This is a genomic window from Streptomyces collinus Tu 365 (assembly GCF_000444875.1).
In the GTDB taxonomy this organism is placed as follows: Bacteria; Actinomycetota; Actinomycetes; order Streptomycetales; family Streptomycetaceae; genus Streptomyces; species Streptomyces collinus_A.
Genome location: NC_021985.1, coordinates 3,074,649 through 3,092,233 on the forward strand (window position 1 = coordinate 3,074,649; position 17,585 = coordinate 3,092,233).

Below are 17,585 nucleotides of genomic sequence, written 5' to 3' on the forward strand. Positions count from 1 at the left end.
CCCCCGCGACCCGCGAACCGAGGAGGCCCGATGAGCCGACGCGTCGTCATTACCGGAATCGGTGTGGTAGCCCCCGGGGGCGTCGGCACCAAGGAGTACTGGTCCCTGCTGACCGAGGGCCGCACCGCGACCCGGGCGATCTCGCTCTTCGACGCCTCGGGCTTCCGGTCCCGCATCGCCGCCGAGGTCGACTTCGACCCGGTCGCCCAGGGGCTGACCGAGGAGCAGGGCCAACGACTCGACCGGGCGGCCCAGTTCGCCCTGGTGGCCGCCCGCGAGGCGGTCTCGGACAGCGGCCTCGGCCCGGCGGGGACCGACCCGTTCCGCACCGGTGTCGCCATCGGCAGCGCGGTCGGCGCCACCACCAGCCTCGACTACGAGTACGCGGCCGTCAGCGACGACGGGGAGGCCTGGCTGGTCGACCACGAGCGGGCCGTCCCGCACCTGTACGACTGCTTCGTGCCGAGTTCCTTCGCCGCCGAGGTGGCCTGGGAGTTCGGTGCGCAGGGGCCGACGGCCGTGGTGTCGACCGGCTGCACCTCCGGGCTCGACTCGGTCGGCCACGCCGTCGAGCTGATCCGCGAGGGCAGCGCCGACGTGATGATCGCCGGGGCCACCGAGGCGCCGATCTCGCCGATCTCCGTCGCCTGCTTCGACGCCATCAAGGCGACCTCCAACCGCAACGACGAGGCGGAGACCGCCTCCCGCCCCTTCGACAAGTCGCGCAACGGCTTCGTCCTGGGCGAGGGCAGCGCCGTCTTCGTCCTGGAGGAGTACGAGCGGGCCGTCGCCCGCGGCGCGCACATGTACGCCGAGGTCGCGGGGTTCGCCTCGCGCTCCAACGCCTACCACATGACCGGTCTGCGGGCGGACGGCGCCGAGATGGCCGAGGCGATCACGGTGGCGCTCGACGAGGCCGGCCTGCCCGGGACCGCCGTCGACTACATCAACGCCCACGGCTCGGGCACGCTGCAGAACGACCGGCACGAGACCGCCGCGTTCAAGCGCAGCCTGGGCGAGCACGCCTACGCCACGCCCGTGTCGTCGATCAAGTCGATGATCGGGCACTCGCTCGGCGCCATCGGGTCCCTGGAGATCGCGGCGTCCGCGCTCGCCATCGAGCACGGCGTGGTGCCGCCCACCGCCAACCTGCACGAGGCCGACCCCAAGTGCGACCTCGACTACACGCCGGTCGTGGCGCGCGAGAAGACCATCGACACGGTGCTCAGCGTGGGCAGCGGGTTCGGCGGCTTCCAGAGCGCCATCGTGCTCACCAGGCCCGGGCGTCCGGACCGTACGACAGAGAGTAGGGCCGCATGACCACCGCACTCGCCACGACGACCGCGGTCTTCACCGGCATCGGCGTCACCGCTCCCAACGGCCTGGGCACCGAGGCGTGGTGGCGGGCGACGCTGGCCGGCGAGAGCGGCATCCGTCCGGTCTCCCGCTTCGACGCGTCCGGCTACCCGGCGCGGCTGGCGGGCGAGGTGCCGGGCTTCGACCCCGCCGAGCACATCCCGAGCCGGCTCCTGCCGGCCACGGACCACATGACCCGCCTCGCCCTCACCGCGGCCAGGGAGGCCGTCGAGGACAGCGGCGCCTCCCCCGACGAACTGCCGCCGTACTCGGCCGGTGTGGTCACCGCCGCCTCCGCGGGCGGCTTCGAGTACGGGCAGCGCGAGCTGCAGGCGCTGTGGAGCAAGGGCGGCCAGTACGTCAGCGCCTACCAGTCGTACGCCTGGTTCTACGCCGTCAACACCGGCCAGATCTCCATCCGGCACGGGCTGCGCGGGCCGAGCGGTGTGCTGGTCACCGAGCAGGCGGGCGGGCTCGACGCCGTCGCCCAGGCGCGGCGCCAGCTGCGCAAGGGCAGCAAGCTCATCGTCAGCGGCGGCGTGGACGGCGCGATCTGCCCCTGGGGCTGGACCGCCCAGCTCGCGGGCGGCCGGATGAGCACGGTGACGGACCCCGGGCGGGCGTACCTGCCCTTCGCCGCGGAGGCGTCCGGGTACGTCGTCGGCGAGGGCGGCGCGATCCTCGTGCTGGAGGACGCCGAGGCGGCCCGGGACCGCGGGGCTCGGGTGTACGGACGGCTCGCCGGGTACGCGGCGACCTTCGACCCGGCGCCGGGCCGGGGTGGTGAGCCCGGGCTGCGGCGCGCCGCCGAACTCGCCCTGGAGGAGGCGTCGCTGGCGCCGTCCGCGGTGGACGTCGTGTTCGCCGACGCGGCCGGCGTGCCCGAGCTCGACCGGCAGGAGACCGACGCCCTCACCGCGCTGTTCGGGACGCGCGGGGTGCCGGTGACCGCTCCCAAGACCATGACCGGCCGGCTGCTGGCGGGCGGCGCCTCGCTCGACCTGGCCGCCGCGCTGCTGTCCGTGCGGGACGCGGTGATCCCGCCGACCGTGAACGTCACGGCACCGGCCGACGGCGCCCTCGACCTGGTCACCGCGGTCCGCCGCGGCCCGGTGCGCACGGCGCTCGTGCTGGCGCGCGGCAGGGGCGGTTTCAACGCCGCCGCCGTCGTGACCGCCGACGACTGAGAACCCCCAACAGACAGGTGACTTCCATGGAACTGAAAGAACTGACCGACCTGCTGCGTGAGTGCGCCGGCGTCGACGAGGGCGTCGACCTGGACGGCGACGTCCTCGACACCCCCTTCGACGAGCTGGGCTACGACTCGCTGGCCGTCCTCCAGGTGACCGGTGTCATCGAGCGCGACCACCGGATCCAGCTGTCCGACGACACGGTGGCCGAGGCGACCACGCCGCGGCTGCTGCTGGAGTTCATCAACGAGCAGCTGGGGGCCGCGTCGGCGGTCCGGGCCGCATAGGCCCCCGCCGGCAGCCGTTCCCGCGCGCAGGCCGCCCATCCCGTACGGGGTGCGGCGGCCTGCGGCGTTCCCGTGCCCTCGCACAGTGCACGGCGCGCAGCACACAGCAGTGCCCGCACGCCGGGGGAGTCGCGTGCGGGCACTGCCGGGGGAAGGGCCGGCGCCGGCCGGCCCTGGGGGGATGGTCAGATGAGGTCGTCGCGGGTGATCCGACGGTCCTGGATCTGCCAGGCGCCGTCGGCGCGGACGATGCGGTCCTCGCACAGGGTGCTGGCCTTGATCTCGGGACGGCCGCCGCGCGGGGTCTCGATGACGAGGGCGTAGCAGCGGGCGGTGACCGTCCGCTCGGTGGCGGACTCGACCGAGACCATCCCGAGCCAGTGCCGGCGCTGGACGCCGGCGGCCGCGTACGCCTCGGTGGCCCTGGCGGCGGCCTCGGTGATCGCGGCGCGGCCGACGGCCGGGACGGGCTGGGCGTTGGCCGCGAAGACGCCGTCCTCGGTGAAGGTCCGGGCCCACTCCTCGACCCGGCCGTCGTCGAGCAGGTGCATCTGCTGGGCGTAGAACTGCTGGATCTCCTGGTACAGCCCGGCCGTGGCGGACTGCGGCAGCTCGGTGACGGTCATACGGGTCCTCTCCTGCGGTGGTCGTGCCGTGGCTCTGCGGTGGTCCCGCTGCGGGCCTCCCGGCGCCGTTCACGCTCGCCGTCGGCGCTCGAACGGCGGTCGGGGGGTTCTGGAGCGGCGGCCGTCCACCGGTGCTCTACACCGGTTCGAGCGGGGCTCGGCACGTTGGGGCGCACCGACACCGAACGTCCAGGAGAGACCCCATGGCTCAGCAGCTCAAGGACCACAAGGCCGCGCTCGTCACCGGCGCCACCAGCGGCATCGGCCTGGCGGCCGCCCGCACCCTGGCCGAGGCCGGGTACGCCGTCTTCATCTGCGCCCGCGGCGAGGAATCGGTGCGGCTGACCGTGAAGCAGCTGCGCGAGGAGGGGTACGAGGCCGACGGGACCGTCGCCGACGTGCGCGACCCGGAGTCGGTGAAGGCGCTGGTGGGCGCCGCCGTGGCCGCCTTCGGCCGGATCGACGTGCTGGTCAACAACGCCGGGCGCAGCGGCGGCGGCGTCACCGCCGACCTCACCGACGAGCTGTGGAACGACGTCATCGCGACCAACCTCAACTCCGTCTTCTTCGCCACCCGCGAAGTCCTGACCCAGGGCGGCATGCGGGAGCGCGGCTGGGGCCGGATCATCAACATCGCCTCCACGGCGGGCAAGCAGGGCGTGGTCCTCGGCGCCCCCTACTCCGCCTCCAAGCACGGCGTGGTCGGCTTCACCAAGGCCCTCGGCAACGAGCTGGCGCCCACCGGCATCACCGTGAACGCCGTCTGCCCCGGCTACGTCGAGACGCCCATGGCGCAGCGCGTGCGCGAGGGATACGCGGCGGCCTACGACACCTCGGAGGAGCAGATCCTCGCCAAGTTCCAGGCGAAGATCCCGCTCGGCCGCTACTCCACGCCCGAGGAGGTGGCCGGCCTGGTCGGCTACCTGGCCTCCGACACCGCCGCCTCGATCACCTCGCAGGCCCTCAACGTCTGCGGCGGCCTCGGCAACTTCTGAGCCGCGTGCCCCGCCCCTCCTCCCTCCGAGCCCCTCTTTCGAGCAAAGGAAGTCCATCCGTGTCCGTGACCACACCGCACCGCACCCTGCACAGCATCGCCGTGGCCGCGCCCGCCGAGGTCGTCTACGGGATCGTCGCCGACGTCACCAGGTGGCCCCAGTACTTCGCCCCCAACGTGCACGTCGAGCACCTGGAGAAGGACGAGGGCAGCGAGCGCATCCACATCTGGGCGCTCGCGAACGGCACGGTCAAGAACTGGGTGTCGCGCCGCACCCTGGACCCGGCCGCGCTGACCGTCACGTTCCGCCAGGAGGTGTCCGCCCCGCCGGTGGCCGCGATGGGCGGCACCTGGGTGGTCTCCCCCGTCGACGGCGGCTCCTCGCTGCTGGAGCTGCACCACGACTTCGCCGCCGTCGACGACGACCCGGCCGGCGTCGAGTGGATCACGGCGGCCGTGGACCGCAACAGCGGGGCCGAGCTGGGCAACATCAAGGAGATCGCCGAGCGGTACCGCGAGCTGGACGAGCTGGTCTTCTCCTTCGAGGACACCGTGGAGATGGCCGCCGAGGGCAAGGACGTGTTCGACTTCCTCGACCGGGCCGACCTGTGGCCCGAGCGGCTGCCGCACGTGGCCCGCCTGGACCTGACCGAGGACGAGCCGGGTGTGCAGGTCATGGCGATGGACACCAGCGCCCGGGACGGCTCCACCCACACCACCGAGTCGGTGCGCGTCGTGTTCGGACCCGACCGGATCGTCTACAAGCAGACCACCGTGCCGGGCCTCATGACCGCCCACACCGGCAGCTGGACCATCGTTCCCGGGACGGACGGCGTCCGCGTCACCTCCCGGCACACGGTCACGCTGAAGCCGTCCGCGGTGGAGAGGATCCTCGGCACCGGCAAGACGGTCGCCGACGCCCGCGAGTACGTCCACAAGGCGCTCAGCACCAACAGCACCAACACCCTGAAGCTGGCCAAGGCGCACGCGGAGGCGCTCCGTGGCTGAGCTGCCGTACGAACTGCCCGACCGGGTCGACCAGTTGCTCGCGCGGGCCGCGGCCGCCACCCCGGCGCACCCGGCGATCGTCGACGACGGCACGGAGCTGGACTACGCGACGCTCGACGCGCGCGTCGACTCCTTCGCCGCCGCGCTGCAGGACCGCACGGCGGCGGGCGACGTGGTGGCGGTGGCGTCCGTCCTGCACCCGGACTTCGCGGTGGCCTACCACGCCGCCGCCCGCGCGGGGCGGACCGTCGCGGTGGTCAACCCCCTGCTGCGCGAGGAGGACCTGCTGCACGTGCTGACGCTCGGCGGCGCCGCGGTCGCCGTCGTCGACGCGGCGCTGGAGGCCCGGCTGGCCGCCGTACGCGACCGGCTGCCGGCGCTGCGGGAGGTGCTCCGCATCGGGGCGCTGCCCGCGGGCGCCGGCGCGCCCGCCGACCCCGGCACCGGGCCCGGCGACACCGCCGTGCTGCAGTTCACCAGCGGGACGACCGGCCGCCCCAAGGCGGTGCGGCTGAGCCACCGCAACGTCGTCGTCAACGCCGCCCAGATCGCCGAAGCGCACCGTCTCGACGGCACCACGGTCGCCCTCAACCACCTGCCGACGTACCACCCGATGCACCTCAACTCGGCGGTCGCGGCGGGCGCCACCCAGGTGCTGTGCCGTGCGCCGGAGCCGCTCGTGGCGCTGCTGACGGCCGGCCGGTGCGGTGCGACGATCCTCTACAGCCTGCCGGTACGGCTGGCCCGGCTCGCGGCCGACCCCGACCTGGACAGCGTGTCGGTGCGCTCCCTGCGGCGGATCGCGTCGGGCGGGTCGGGACTGCCGGTCGCCGCGGCCCGCAGGCTCTCGAAGCGGTTCTCCGTCCCCGTCTTCCAGGGGTACGGGCTGGCCGAGACCTCCCCGCTCACGCACAGCGACGACCCCGACCGGCCGGTGCACGGTTCGGTCGGGCGGCCCGTCGCCGGGACCGAGTGCCGGATCGTGGACATCGACACCCGGGCCGTCCTTCCCGCCGGCTCGGCGGGCGAGGTGCAGCTGCGCGGGCCCCAGGTCATGCGGGGCTACCTCGGCGGCCCCGACGGCACCGGGCTGGAGCCGGACGGCTGGCTGAGCACCGGGGACGTGGGACGCGTCGACGAGGACGGCCGGCTGTTCCTGGTGGACCGGCTCAAGGACGTCTTCAAGTGCGACAACTTCCTGGTCGCGCCGTCCGACGTGGAGCGGGTCCTGCTGCGCGACCCGCGGGTCGCGGACGCCGTCGTGGTCGAGCTGCCGGACACCGCGCACGGGGCGGTCGCCGGGGCGCTGGTCGTCCTGCGCGAGCCGTCGGCGCTGGGGGACGTGGTCGCCGGGGTGAACGACGCACTGCCGTACTACCAGCACATCCGGGACGCGATGGCGCTCGACGCCATCCCGCGCTCCGGCAACGGAAAGATCCAGCGGCGGCTGCTGGCCGAGCAGCTGAGGAACCACCAGCCCGCCTGACCCCCCGGAGGGACCATGAACTTCACCGTCGTCAACACCTTCACGCTCAAGGACCCGGCGCGCGCCGCGGAGTTCGAGGAGCGCTTCCTCAGCCATGTGGAGTGGATGCGCGGCCGCCCCGGGTTCGTCGCCCACCAGGCGGTCCGCTCCACCGAGCAGCCCGGGGTGTACGTCAACTTCGGCTGGTGGGAGAAGCCGGAGGACTTCCAGGCGGTGCTCGCGAGCGACACCTTCAAGGAGCACGCCGAGGAGTTCCACCGGATCGTGGACGTGGTCGCCGACCCGTCCGCGGGCGTGCTGCGCCTGGACGGCGCGAGCGCCGGCGACGGCGACCACCTCGTCGTCGAGTTCTTCACCGACCAGGACCCGGGCGCGTACCGCGGCTACGCGCAGGCCGACGGCTTCGTCGGCGCCGACGTCGCCAGGTCGCTGTTCGCCCGCCCCGGCGGCTTCACCGCCCTGACCCGCTGGCGCTCCGCCGAGCAGGCGGCCGCCGCCCGCGCCCCCTTCGTGGAGCGCGCGCTGCCCGCCTCGCCGATCGCGGGCAACCGCGCCGACCTCGCCGCCGGCGCGGTCTGAACAGGAGGACCCCATGGAGTACCGCCGACTCGGCACGGACGGGCCGGTGGTCAGCCGGATCGCGTTCGGGAACTCGCTGACCGCCGGCAACCAGCTCGCCGACGCGAACGCCCTGGCGTGCGTACGCGCCGCGCTGGACGCCGGCATCACGACCTTCGACACCGCGGACGCCTACGCGGACGGCCGGGCCGAGGAACTGCTCGGCCGGGCCCTGCGTGGCGTGGACCGGGACTCCGTCGTCGTCTGCACCAAGGTGGGCAGGGGCGGCGGGCCCGGTCCCGGCGCGCTGTCCGCCGGGCGGATCGCCACGAGCCTGGACGCGTCGCTGCGGCGGCTGGGCACCGGGCACGTCGACCTGTACCAGGCGCATCTCTACGACGACTCGACCCCGCTGGAAGAGACCATGGGGGCCTTCGCCGACGCCGTGCGCGCCGGGAAGGTCCGCTGCGTCGGCGTGTCCGAGTGGGCCGCCGACGAGATCGGGCGCGCGGCCGGGCTCGCCCGCGAACTCGGGGTGCCGCTGGTCGCCAACCAGCCGCAGTACTCGCTGCTGTGGCGGGTGATCGAGGCCGAGGTGATCCCCGCGTGCACCGCGCTCGGCATCGGGCAGATGGTGTGGTCACCGCTGGCCGGAGGCGTGCTGACCGGCAAGTACCGGCCCGGGCAGCCGCCTCCGGCCGGCTCGCGTGCCGTGGCCGCGCGCGGCGGCGAGGTCTCCATCCGCCGGTTCGACTTCCTGGACGACGCGGTGCTGACCGCCGTCTCCCGGGCCGCCGACCTGGCCGGCCGGGCCGGTCTCACGCTTCCCCGGCTCGCGCTCGCCTGGGCGCTGCGCGGCGAGGCGGTCGCCACCGCCGTCATCGGCGCGTCCGCTCCCGAGCAGATCACCCGCAACCTCGCGGCCCTGCGCACCCCGCTGGACCCGGAGCTGCTGCACCGGATCGACGCGGCCCTCGCCCCGGTGGTGGTCCGCGACCCCGCGCTCACCCTCAGCCGGATGCTGCGCGCCGCATCCCTTACCCAGACCGCCCGTTGAAAGGTCCCCTCATGACCGTATCCGCCGGTACCGAACGGCAGGTCCACCACACCCGCGCCACCGTCGACATCGACGCCCCCGCCGACTCCGTCTACCGGGCGCTGACCGGTGTCGCCGACTGGCCGGTTCTCTACCCCTGGATCGCGCACACCGAGGTGCTCGGCCGCGAGGGCGCGGACGACGAGGTGAAGTTCTGGGCCGTGCGGCCCGACGGCACCGGGCTGCGCGTGTGGACGTCGAAGCGCACCCTGGACCCGCGGGCGCTGCGCATGGTGTTCGAGCAGCGGGGCTCCGTCGGCCCGATCCGGCAGCTGGGCGGCACCTGGGACTTCGTGTCCCGGCCCGACGGGGGCTGCCGGGTGGAGTCCGGGCACTGGTTCACCACCGACGCCGACCCCGCCGGGACCGCCGGGGAGCTGGACCGGCACGGATCCCTGCAGATGCGGACGCTGAAGTCGCAGACGGAGAGCGCCACCGCGCTCACCACGGACGTGATCCGCGCCGAGTCCGCGGCGCACGTCGCCGGCCGCTCCCTCGCCGAGGTCCGCGGCCGGCTGCTGGCGGCGCTGCCCGCCGGGGACGGCGACGCCTGGTTCGGGGACACGGGGACGGGCCCCGCTGTGCAGATCGCGCACGGTGACGCCGTCCTCGTGCAGAAGCCGCTGTCGCCGCCCGCGCCCGCGCGGCTGTACCGGACGCGGTGGCGGCTGGCCGAGGAGGCGGGCGGCGTGCGGGTGACGGCGGATGTGCTGGCCGTCGCCACGGACGAGCACGCGCGGGTGCGCCGGCTCGCCGAGGCCGGGGTGCGGGACGCGCTCACGCTCGCGGGTGCCCGATGAGCGAGGCGGCGGACGTCGAGGAGATCGAGTCGGACGTCTGCGTCGTCGGCGCCGGGCCGGCCGGGCTCACCCTGGCGCTGCTGCTGCTCCGGTCGGGGCTGCGGGTCAGCGTGGTGGAGCGTTCGCGGTCGCACCAGCGGGAGTTCCGCGGGGAGATCCTGCAGCCCGGCGCGATGCGGATCCTGGACCAGCTGGGCGTGCTGGAGAACGCGCGGGCGCGCGGCTGCCACGAGCACTCCCGGTTCCGGCTCCTGGAGCGGGACCGGGTGCTGCTCGACATCGACTACCGGTCGCTGCCCGCCCCGTACGACCATCTGCTGTCCCTCCCCCAGGCCCATCTGCTGACCGAACTCCTGCTTCACTGCGCCCGGTTCACCGGCTTCCGGTACGTCGACGGCTGCCGGGTCGGCGGGCTGCTGCGCGACGACGGGGGGCGGGTGACCGGGGTGACCGGTGACGGGCACGTCTTCCGCGCGAAGGTGGTGGTCGGCGCCGACGGGCGGTTCTCCAAGGTGCGGCGGCTCGCCGGGATCGAGGCGGGCCGGACCGAGGCGTTCGACCAGGACGTGCTCTGGTTCAAGCTGCGCGGCGCGCGGCGCGAGGACGGGCACGACGTGCGGGTGTTCCGCGGCGCGGGCACCAGCCCGGTCCTGGTGTACGGGTCGTGGCCGGACAACGTGCAGGTCGGCTGGACGCTGCCGCACAAGGGGTACCAGGAGGTCGCCCGGGGCGGGCTCGGGCACATCAAGGCCCAGCTGGCGCGGGCGGTGCCGGCGTACGCGGAGCTGATCGACGACCAGATCACCTCGCTGCGCGACCTGAGCCTGCTCGACGTCTTCTCCGGGCGTGCCGAGCGCTGGGCCGTGGACGGTCTGGTGCTGATCGGCGACGCCGCGCACACCCACAGCCCGATCGGCGCGCAGGGCATCAACCTGGCCGTGCAGGACGCCGTGGTGCTCCATCCGGTGCTGGTCGATGCGGTGCGCCGGGAGGACACCGGTGCGGAGTCCCTGTCCCGGTTCGAGCGGCTGCGGGCCCCCGACATCGCGGCCACGATGCGGCTGCAGGGCGTCCAGAGCAAGGCGATGCTGTCGACGGGCACGTTCGCCACCCGGGTGCGGCCCCGCCTGGCCGCGGTGGTCCGGCACACCCCGCTGTACCGGAAGATCCTGCGCACCGTCGCGTACGGCAACCCGTCCGTCCGGGTCGCCGAGGAGCTGTTCGCGCTGTAGCCGGACACACGAAGAGGGGGCCGGGTCCATGGGACCCGGCCCCCTCTTCGTGCGCCTCACACGGCCGGCACCCGCTCCCGGGCCGTGTCCACGGCGACGGCGTAGAGGCCGCCCCGCACCTCGGCGTGCGCGGCCATGCGCTGCGCGTCGGCGGCCATCTCGGGGCTGTGCAGGACCGGCGCGTAGGCCTGCGGCCCGGTCCACCAGCCGATGTTGACGTAGGACCCGCTCTCGCGGTCGGAGTGGACCAGCTGGTGGGCGAGGAAGCCGTCGTTGGCCTTCACGAAGGAGACGTGGCCGAGGAAGGCCTCCTCGAAGGCCCGCTGGTCGGCGCCCTCGCGCAGGGTGAACGTGGTCAGCGCGACGGCGGCGTCGGCCGCCGGGGCCTCGGCCTCGCCCACGCCGTCCGCGGCCTTCTCGCCGGCCAGCACGGGACCGTGCACGCTGGTGATCGAGGCCAGGTAGACGAACCGGCTGCTGACGGCGGTGAAGAACTGCCAGTCGCCGACGACCGTGCGGTGCGCCTCGGCGTCCCGCCACCAGGTGAGGATGACGAAGGAGTCGGGCGCGGAGATGCCCCGCAGCAGGGCGGTGCGCAGCAGGCCGTCACGCTGCGAGACGGCCTCCTTGTAGCTCTGGTACGCCTTCTCGAACTCGGCGCCCTTCTGCTTGTGCTTGTCCTTGAGCACGAAGTGGGCGACGGCGACGACAGGGGCGTTGGCGGTCATGTCTCGGTGCCTTTCGGTGGATGAGTGGGGCGGGACGGGGTGGGGCGAGGAGGGGTGACGGTCGCTCAGGCGGGCTGCGGCACGTACGCGTGGACGTACTTGTCGAGCACGGACCGGTAGTAGTCGGGGCCGAAGCCGAGGCCGTACACGGTCGGCACGAGCCGGCAGAGCTTGTCGATGGAGACGGGCTGGGCGCCGGAGGCCTCCACATAGGTCTTCTCGGCGCCGGTGCCGAGCAGGCCCTCCATGTGGGCGATGACGTCCTCGATGCGGGGGGCCTGCCCGGAGGCGACGTTGACGACGTCGCGGGTGCGGCCGTCGACCAGCAGCGTGTGCACGATCTTGACGACGTCCTCGACGTCGATCAGGTCGCGCTGGGCGCCGCGGTGCACATGGATCCGGCCGCTCGACAGCTGCCGCACGAGGGCGGGCAGCAGCTGGTGCGCGGGCTGGTTGAAGCCCACCACGTGGGACAGGCGCAGGATCAGGTACTCGACGTCGGAGGACCTGACCACGGCCTCCAGGGAGAGCTTGTGGCGGCCGTACGGAGTGGCCGGGTAGACCGGCCCGTCCTCCCGGCCCGGCGAGGCGTCGGGCACCGAGTACATCCCGGCGGACGCCGTGGAGAAGAACACCAGCCGCTTGCCGTGCTTCTCGCAGTACCGAAGCGTCTCGTAGAGCCGGGCCGACTCCCTCGTGTACTGCTCGGGCGGGATGTCCCCGGCGGCCGAGACCCCGGCGGCGAGCGCCACCACGTCGGGGTGGTGGTCGCTGATGCCCGCCAGATGCCCGGCCAGGAATCCCCTGCCGACGATCTCCATGGGATGTGCCAACTCCTCGTGGTCGATGGGTGGTTCACCGGCGGGGCGAGGTGGCCCAGTCGGGGACGGCGGTGATCTCCAGGACGGCGGTGGTGATCGTGTATCCCGCGCCGCCGCCGTAGAGCATCACGTGGTCGCCCGGGCTCAACGCGCCCGTGCACAGCAGGTGTTCGAGCCCCGCGGCCCAGTCGCCGGCGCCGACGTGCCCGCTGCGGCGGGCGAACTCCCAGGTGGTCCGCTCCTCCTCGACCCCGAGCAGGTGGTGGATCTGGAAGGGCCCCTGGATCCGCCCGGTGGACGGGATCACGACGTACGCGAGGTCGGCGGTCTCCAGGCCCGCGTCGTCCAGGACGGCCTGCTTGGCCTCCTGCATGACCTTGCCGAAGCGGATGTTGGTGAACGTCTCGTCACTGACGGCCCGGTGGGCGTCGCCACGCGCGGTGAGGTCGATCTGCCGTTCGGCGGCGCGTGAGACGGGGGCGAACTCCTCGTCGCCGCGGGCCATCGGTTCGAGGGTGTTGTCGGCGACGGTGGCGGTCGCCACCAGCCGGGCGAAGCCGCCCCCGGTGGACAGCACGGTGGCCGTGGCGCCGTCGGCGTAGGCGTTGCCGTGCCTCAGGCGCCAGCGGTCGGCGCCGGGGCCGCCGAAGCGGTCGGCGGTGGTGAGCATGACCGCGCTGCCGAGACCGGCCGTCAGATGGGCGGCGGCCAGCTCCAGGCCGCTGATGCCGACGTTGCAGCGCTGCTGCACGTCGAGGCCCGGCACGGTGGAGCCGACGGTGCGCTTGGCCACGTAGGAGGCGGCCGGCCAGATGTCCAGCCCCTGGAACCAGGTGCTGCCGTGCAGCAGCAGGGAGTACGCCGACTTCGGCAGGCCGGAGCGCTCGTGGGCGCTGCGGCCCGCGGCGACGGCCATGTCCGGCGGGGCGGTCCATGCCTCGCCGGCCGCCTCGCGGGCGATCCGGACGGACTCGTACCCGAAGTCGTCGATCCACTCCTGGCCGCACTCCCCGGCCGCGACGCACTCCGCGACCGGCACCGGTTCGGGCAGCCAGCTGCCGAGTCCGGCGACATAGACATCTTTCCAGCGCATCCAGCTACTCCTCCGGCTCGGAACTCGGGCGGTTCGGCATGCGCCCACGGTCCGCGCACGCTCTCGAACGGCGCTGGAGTCCGGGAGGGGAACGGACGCGGGCGCGGACTCCAGCGCCGCTCGAGCGGGACCCGAGCGGCGGCCGAGCCGCTGCCGCCACGCTCTGCTGCACGACCGGAGGGTGGGCGTGCCGCGCCCGCCGCCCCGACACGACCCCCCACCGACTCCTCGGAGATCCGCCGTGCGCATCCTCTTCACCGCCCATGCGGGCAAGTCGCATCTGCGGCTGCTGATCCCCCTGGCCCAGGCGGCGGTCCGGGCCGGGCACACCGTGGCCGTCGCCGACGACGAGTCGATGCGGGGGGAGAGCGAGACCTACGGCCTCGCCTTCTTCCCGGCGGGCGTCGACTGGGCCCTCGACCCGGACTGCGTCGCCGCGATCGCGCCCGGTCTGTGGTCGGGGGACCAGGAGGCGTACGAGGACGGGCTCGTCGACTGCATCCTGGGCGCGCCCGCCCTGCGCGCGGCCCGCGACATCATCGCCGCCGCCCGGGAGTGGAAGCCCGACCTGATCGTCCGCGAGGGCGAGGAGATGGGCGGTTACCTCGCCGCGGAGGCCCTGGGCATCCCGCACGTCGCGGTGGCCGGCGGCTCCACGCATCTGCTGACGCCCGCCGTCACCCACGACCGGCTCAACGCGCTGCGCGCCGAACTCGGCCTGCCCGGCGACCCGGACGACAACACCGCCTACCGCCACCTCCTGGTGAGCTGGCTGCCGGCGAGCTGGACCGGGGACGGGCTCGACGGCCGCACCCTGCGCCACTACCGCCAGACCACGCCGTTCCGCGGTGACGACCCGGTGCTGCCCTGGCTCGCCGGACTGCCCGACGACAAGCCGGTGGTCTACGCGTCGATCGGCACCATCGCCCCGTCGCTGCCGGGGAAGTCGGACGGCGTGCTGGGCGCGGTGATCGAGGCCCTGTCCGGCATCGACTGCACCGCCGTCGTCTCGGTCGGCGTCGGCCGCGACCCCGAGGACTTCGGGCCGGTGCCCGGGCACGTCCGGCTGGTCACCGAGTGGGTGCCGCAGGACGTCCTGCTGGAGGCCGCCGACGTGTTCATCACCCACGGCGGCCACAGCGGCATCCGCGAGGGACTGCGCTCGGGCACGCCGATGCTCGTCACCCCCATGTACGACGACCAGCCGCACTCGGCGGAGCGCTGTGCCGCGCTCGGCTGCGCCATCGACCTGCCCGCCCCCTTCGCGGACGCGGAGGCGGTCACCGCGGCCGTCACCGCCCTGCTCACCGACCCGGCCTACCGGCGCCGCGCCGCCGCCGTCCGGCGGGAGATCCTCGCCTGCCCGCCGGTGGAGCGGCTGGTGGCGGACCTGGAGGAGCTGGTGGCGGCCACCCGTACATCCGCCGAGGAGGCGTCATGCGTGTCCTGATCACCGCGCTCGTCCCGAGCCATCTCGTCCCGATGGTGCCGCTGACCTGGGCGCTGCGCGCCGCCGGGCACGAGGTGCTGGTGACCGGGGACGCCGAACTGGTGCGGTTCGCGGCCGCCGCGGGCCTCGACACCCGCCCGGTCGGCGGCGGCGAACTGCGCCAGCGGCTGACCCGGCCCGGCGCGGTCCGCATGCCCGACCGGGCCGGGATGGACCGCCGCGCGGCGTCCGAGTGGGACGAGGCCGGCGAACGCTGGCGCACCCGGCTGGGCGGCTACATCGACGAGCTCGTCGGACTCGGCCGGGACTGGGCGGCGGACCTGGTGGTGACCGACCCCGTCGAGTTCGGCGGGCTGATCACCGCCGCCGCGCTCGGCGTGCCCGGGGTCGTCCACCGCTGGGGTCCCGACGACTTCACCAGCCCGCTGCTGCGCCAGGCCGAGGTCCAGCTCGACGGCCTGAGCCGGGAGTTCGGCGCCGACGGCTTCCCGGACCCGGCCCTGATCATCGACCCGAGCCCGGCCTCGCTGCTGCCCGGCGGTGACAACGTCCCCGGGCTGCTGACCCGCTACGTCCCCTACTGCGGCACCGCCGAACTGCCTGACTGGGCGGTGCGGCGGCCCGAGCGGCCGCGTGCCCTGCTCTGCCTCGGCATGTGGCACGGCCGGCTGCTCGCCGAGACCGGCGAGCTTCCGCCCGGCTTCCGGCACGCGCTGTCCGCCTGCGCCGAACTGGGCGTGGACGTGCTGTTCCCGATCGACGCCCAGTACCACCCGCTGCTCGGCGACGTGCCGGACACGCTGCGGGTGGTGGACCGGTTCCCGATCGGTCCGCTGATGCGGCACACCGCGCTGACGGTGCACCACGGCGGCAGCGGCACGAGCATGACGTCCTTCGCCTCCGGTGTGCCGCAGCTGGTCCTGCCCGGCGGCAAGCCGTTCCTGCAGACCACGGGACGGCTCGTGGAGGCGTCCGGCGCCGGGCGCAACCTCGCGGGCGAGCAGGAGCAGCGGGACGCCGGGCTGGTCCGGGCCGCGGTGGCCGCACTGCTCACCGAGGAGCACTACCGCAAGGCCGCACGCGCGGTCGGCGAGGAGATCGCGGGCCTCCCCGGCCCCGCCGAACTGGTCCGCACCCTGGAGGGGCTGATCTGACATGCGTCCGCTCACACAGCACGTACAGGAAAGGGAACAGGTGCCACCCCCCATGGCAGAACAGCACGGACCGCCCGCGGTCGTCTTCGAGGGCGTCGTCAAGGCGTACGGCGACGTCCGCGCCGTCGACGGGATCGACCTGACGATCCACCGCGGCGAGACGGTCGCCCTCCTCGGCCCGAACGGAGCGGGCAAGTCCACCACCATCGGCATGCTCCTCGGCCTCTTCCCGCCGGACGAGGGAACCGTCGAGGTGTTCGGCAAGAAGCCCGAACTCGCGATGCGCGCCGGCCACCTGGGCGCGATGCTGCAGGAGGGGAAGATGATTCCCCGGGTGTCGGTCCGTGAGCTGGTCGACTTCGTACGCGGGACGTACCGCGACCCGCTGCCGCTCCAGGAGGTCCTGGAACTGGCCGAACTCACCGCGATCGCCGACCGGAAGGTGGACCGGCTCTCCGGGGGCCAGGCCCAGCGGGTCCGCTTCGCGCTCGCCCTGGCCGGCGACCCCGACCTGGTGGTCCTGGACGAGCCGACGGCCGCCCTCGACGTGGAGTCGCGGCGCGAGCTGTGGGCCGCGATGCAGCGCTACGCCCGGCGCGGCAACACGGTGCTGTTCTCGACGCACTACCTCGAGGAGGCCGACGACAGCGCCGACCGGGTGATCGTGATCGCCGCCGGCCGGGTGGTCGCCGACGGCACGACCTCCCAGATCAAGAGCATGGTCGAGGGACGCACGGTCAGCTTCGCGCCGCGCGGCGGCCCGAGCGACGGCTACGACCTGCTGCCCGGCGTCACCGCGGTGGAGTTCCACGGCGGCCGGGTGCACCTGCGCACCACCGACTCCGACCGGACCGTCCACGCGCTGGCCCGGGCGGACGCCTTCACCGACCTCGAGGTGTCGGGCGTCGGCCTGGAGGAGGCCTTCATCGCACTGACCCACCGCGCTCGCCACCGCGAAGCCGCCCCGGAAGGACGGAGCCTGTGATGCTCGGCTACATCCGACTCGAGATCCTGCGGCTCGTCCGCAACGGCGGCTACCTGATGATGAGTCTCGTCATGCCGGTCGGCATGTACGTGACCTTCGCGGGCGGCGGCCCGGACCAGCGGTCCCTCGCCCAGGCCATGGTCGGCGCGGCGGCCTTCGGCGCCCTCGGCGTGGTGATCACCAACGGCACCGGGATCGCCGAGGACCGGGCGCTGGGCTGGCTGCGCCAGCTGCGGCTGACCCCGCTGTCCCCGGTGCAGGTGGTGGTGGCGCGGGGCGCGGTCGCGACCTGCCTGGCCATCCTGCCGATCACGGTGATCTCGCTGATCGGCGTCTTCTACCGGGGCGTCCACCTCGGCTTCGGCACCTGGCTCGCGGTGTTCTTCCTCCTGTGGTTCGGCATCGCCCCGCTCGCGATGCTCGGCATCGGCATCGGCTACCTGTTCAAGGCCCAGCTCGCGCAGATCGCCGGCACCGTCTCCTACCTGTCGCTGACGCTGCTCGGCGGCCTGCTGCTCCCGATCGACAACTTCCCGCACTGGGCGCAGCAGCTGTCCCGGGCCACCCCGGTCTTCCGGTACGCCCAGTTGTCCTGGAACGCCGCCGACAGCGCGGCTCCCACCCTCGCCGGAGTGGGCGTCCTCGCGGCCTGGACGGTTCTGCTGGCCGGTTTCGCGGCCTTCGCCTACCGCAGGGGCGGCCGCCGCGCCTGAGCGCGCCC

At 73.9% G+C, this 17,585-nt stretch carries 18 protein-coding genes; 14 read left to right on the forward strand and 4 right to left on the reverse strand.

Annotation, left to right across the window (positions count from 1 at the left end):
- Positions 1-30: 30 nt before the first annotated feature.
- The 3 genes from B446_RS13275 to B446_RS13285 are packed head-to-tail and all read left to right on the forward strand — an operon-like array spanning position 31 to position 2,833.
- The gene (locus B446_RS13275) at positions 31-1,320 is read left to right on the forward strand and encodes a beta-ketoacyl-[acyl-carrier-protein] synthase family protein (RefSeq protein WP_020939956.1); all 1,290 of its coding nucleotides are present in this window, start codon (positions 31-33) and stop codon (positions 1,318-1,320) included.
- Positions 1,317-2,543, forward strand: coding sequence for a ketosynthase chain-length factor (locus B446_RS13280; protein ID WP_020939957.1), 1,227 nt, complete (start codon positions 1,317-1,319; stop codon positions 2,541-2,543). Before B446_RS13275 ends, B446_RS13280 begins: the two co-directional genes overlap by 4 nt.
- Before the next feature lie 26 nt (positions 2,544-2,569).
- Positions 2,570-2,833: an acyl carrier protein gene (locus tag B446_RS13285; RefSeq protein WP_020939958.1), complete on the forward strand. Its 264-nt coding sequence runs from the start codon at positions 2,570-2,572 to the stop codon at positions 2,831-2,833.
- A 185-nt stretch (positions 2,834-3,018) separates the two neighbouring features.
- Here the strand turns inward: B446_RS13285 and B446_RS13290 are convergent, their stop codons facing one another.
- Positions 3,019-3,459: a nuclear transport factor 2 family protein gene (locus tag B446_RS13290; protein WP_020939959.1), complete on the reverse strand. Its 441-nt coding sequence runs from the start codon at positions 3,457-3,459 to the stop codon at positions 3,019-3,021.
- Between the two features lie 203 nt (positions 3,460-3,662).
- Here B446_RS13290 and fabG point away from each other — a divergent pair, with 203 nt between their 5' ends.
- Genes fabG through B446_RS13325 form a run of 7 tightly spaced genes read left to right on the forward strand, consistent with a single transcriptional unit; the run spans position 3,663 to position 10,633 of the window.
- Complete coding sequence (gene fabG / locus B446_RS13295) at positions 3,663-4,454, forward strand: 3-oxoacyl-ACP reductase FabG (RefSeq protein WP_020939960.1); 792 nt, start codon at positions 3,663-3,665, stop codon at positions 4,452-4,454.
- A 59-nt stretch (positions 4,455-4,513) separates the two neighbouring features.
- Positions 4,514-5,461: an aromatase/cyclase gene (locus B446_RS13300; RefSeq protein ID WP_020939961.1), complete on the forward strand. Its 948-nt coding sequence runs from the start codon at positions 4,514-4,516 to the stop codon at positions 5,459-5,461.
- The gene (locus B446_RS13305; RefSeq protein WP_020939962.1) at positions 5,454-6,947 is read left to right on the forward strand and encodes a class I adenylate-forming enzyme family protein; all 1,494 of its coding nucleotides are present in this window, start codon (positions 5,454-5,456) and stop codon (positions 6,945-6,947) included. The genes B446_RS13300 and B446_RS13305 overlap by 8 nt, the downstream gene beginning before the upstream one ends.
- Positions 6,948-6,962: 15 nt before the next feature.
- Positions 6,963-7,526 (forward strand): antibiotic biosynthesis monooxygenase family protein, encoded by a 564-nt coding sequence (locus B446_RS13310; RefSeq protein ID WP_020939963.1) that lies wholly within the window; start codon positions 6,963-6,965, stop codon positions 7,524-7,526.
- A gap of 13 nt (positions 7,527-7,539) precedes the next feature.
- Positions 7,540-8,562, forward strand: a complete 1,023-nt coding sequence (locus B446_RS13315) for an aldo/keto reductase (RefSeq protein ID WP_020939964.1) — start codon at positions 7,540-7,542, stop codon at positions 8,560-8,562.
- A gap of 11 nt (positions 8,563-8,573) precedes the next feature.
- A complete protein-coding gene (locus B446_RS36080; protein ID WP_020939965.1) occupies positions 8,574-9,401 on the forward strand; it encodes an SRPBCC family protein in 828 nt (275 codons plus the stop codon).
- On the forward strand, positions 9,398-10,633 hold the full coding sequence (locus B446_RS13325; protein WP_020939966.1) for an FAD-dependent monooxygenase: 1,236 nt from the start codon (positions 9,398-9,400) through the stop codon (positions 10,631-10,633). Before B446_RS36080 ends, B446_RS13325 begins: the two co-directional genes overlap by 4 nt.
- Before the next feature lie 56 nt (positions 10,634-10,689).
- On the opposite strand, the gene B446_RS13330 is transcribed toward B446_RS13325, so the two are convergent.
- From B446_RS13330 to B446_RS13340, 3 genes are all read right to left on the reverse strand, one after another.
- Entirely contained in the window at positions 10,690-11,361 is a 672-nt protein-coding gene (locus tag B446_RS13330) for an antibiotic biosynthesis monooxygenase (protein WP_020939967.1), read from the reverse strand.
- 65 nt (positions 11,362-11,426) lie between these two features.
- The gene (locus B446_RS13335; protein WP_020939968.1) at positions 11,427-12,182 is read right to left on the reverse strand and encodes an NAD-dependent epimerase/dehydratase family protein; all 756 of its coding nucleotides are present in this window, start codon (positions 12,180-12,182) and stop codon (positions 11,427-11,429) included.
- 34 nt (positions 12,183-12,216) lie between these two features.
- Positions 12,217-13,275 (reverse strand): ketoacyl-ACP synthase III family protein, encoded by a 1,059-nt coding sequence (locus tag B446_RS13340; protein WP_020939969.1) that lies wholly within the window; start codon positions 13,273-13,275, stop codon positions 12,217-12,219.
- 241 nt (positions 13,276-13,516) lie between these two features.
- On the opposite strand from B446_RS13340, the gene B446_RS13345 reads away from it, so the two are divergent.
- The 4 genes from B446_RS13345 to B446_RS13360 are packed head-to-tail and all read left to right on the forward strand — an operon-like array spanning position 13,517 to position 17,577.
- Positions 13,517-14,725, forward strand: coding sequence for a glycosyltransferase (locus tag B446_RS13345; RefSeq protein ID WP_020939970.1), 1,209 nt, complete (start codon positions 13,517-13,519; stop codon positions 14,723-14,725).
- A complete protein-coding gene (locus B446_RS13350; protein ID WP_020939971.1) occupies positions 14,713-15,879 on the forward strand; it encodes a nucleotide disphospho-sugar-binding domain-containing protein in 1,167 nt (388 codons plus the stop codon). Before B446_RS13345 ends, B446_RS13350 begins: the two co-directional genes overlap by 13 nt.
- A 52-nt stretch (positions 15,880-15,931) precedes the next feature.
- Positions 15,932-16,864 (forward strand): ABC transporter ATP-binding protein, encoded by a 933-nt coding sequence (locus B446_RS13355; RefSeq protein ID WP_020939972.1) that lies wholly within the window; start codon positions 15,932-15,934, stop codon positions 16,862-16,864.
- Complete coding sequence (locus B446_RS13360) at positions 16,864-17,577, forward strand: ABC transporter permease (RefSeq protein WP_020939973.1); 714 nt, start codon at positions 16,864-16,866, stop codon at positions 17,575-17,577. Before B446_RS13355 ends, B446_RS13360 begins: the two co-directional genes overlap by 1 nt.
- Positions 17,578-17,585 lie beyond the last annotated feature (8 nt).

Bases quoted from the DNA above. Each gene is read 5' to 3' on its own strand.
- B446_RS13280 (WP_020939957.1), top strand. From the start codon at position 1,317: ATGACCACCGCACTCGCCACGACGACCGCGGTCTTCACCGGCATCGGC.
- B446_RS13275 (WP_020939956.1), top strand. From the start codon at position 31: ATGAGCCGACGCGTCGTCATTACCGGAATCGGTGTGGTAGCCCCCGGG.
- B446_RS13330 (WP_020939967.1), bottom strand. From the start codon at position 11,361: ATGACCGCCAACGCCCCTGTCGTCGCCGTCGCCCACTTCGTGCTCAAG.
- fabG (WP_020939960.1), top strand. From the start codon at position 3,663: ATGGCTCAGCAGCTCAAGGACCACAAGGCCGCGCTCGTCACCGGCGCC.
- B446_RS13355 (WP_020939972.1), top strand. From the start codon at position 15,932: ATGGCAGAACAGCACGGACCGCCCGCGGTCGTCTTCGAGGGCGTCGTC.
- B446_RS13325 (WP_020939966.1), top strand. From the start codon at position 9,398: ATGAGCGAGGCGGCGGACGTCGAGGAGATCGAGTCGGACGTCTGCGTC.
- B446_RS36080 (WP_020939965.1), top strand. From the start codon at position 8,574: ATGACCGTATCCGCCGGTACCGAACGGCAGGTCCACCACACCCGCGCC.
- B446_RS13310 (WP_020939963.1), top strand. From the start codon at position 6,963: ATGAACTTCACCGTCGTCAACACCTTCACGCTCAAGGACCCGGCGCGC.
- B446_RS13335 (WP_020939968.1), bottom strand. From the start codon at position 12,182: ATGGAGATCGTCGGCAGGGGATTCCTGGCCGGGCATCTGGCGGGCATC.
- B446_RS13360 (WP_020939973.1), top strand. From the start codon at position 16,864: ATGCTCGGCTACATCCGACTCGAGATCCTGCGGCTCGTCCGCAACGGC.
- B446_RS13340 (WP_020939969.1), bottom strand. From the start codon at position 13,275: ATGCGCTGGAAAGATGTCTATGTCGCCGGACTCGGCAGCTGGCTGCCC.
- B446_RS13350 (WP_020939971.1), top strand. From the start codon at position 14,713: ATGCGTGTCCTGATCACCGCGCTCGTCCCGAGCCATCTCGTCCCGATG.
- B446_RS13290 (WP_020939959.1), bottom strand. From the start codon at position 3,459: ATGACCGTCACCGAGCTGCCGCAGTCCGCCACGGCCGGGCTGTACCAG.
- B446_RS13315 (WP_020939964.1), top strand. From the start codon at position 7,540: ATGGAGTACCGCCGACTCGGCACGGACGGGCCGGTGGTCAGCCGGATC.
- B446_RS13285 (WP_020939958.1), top strand. From the start codon at position 2,570: ATGGAACTGAAAGAACTGACCGACCTGCTGCGTGAGTGCGCCGGCGTC.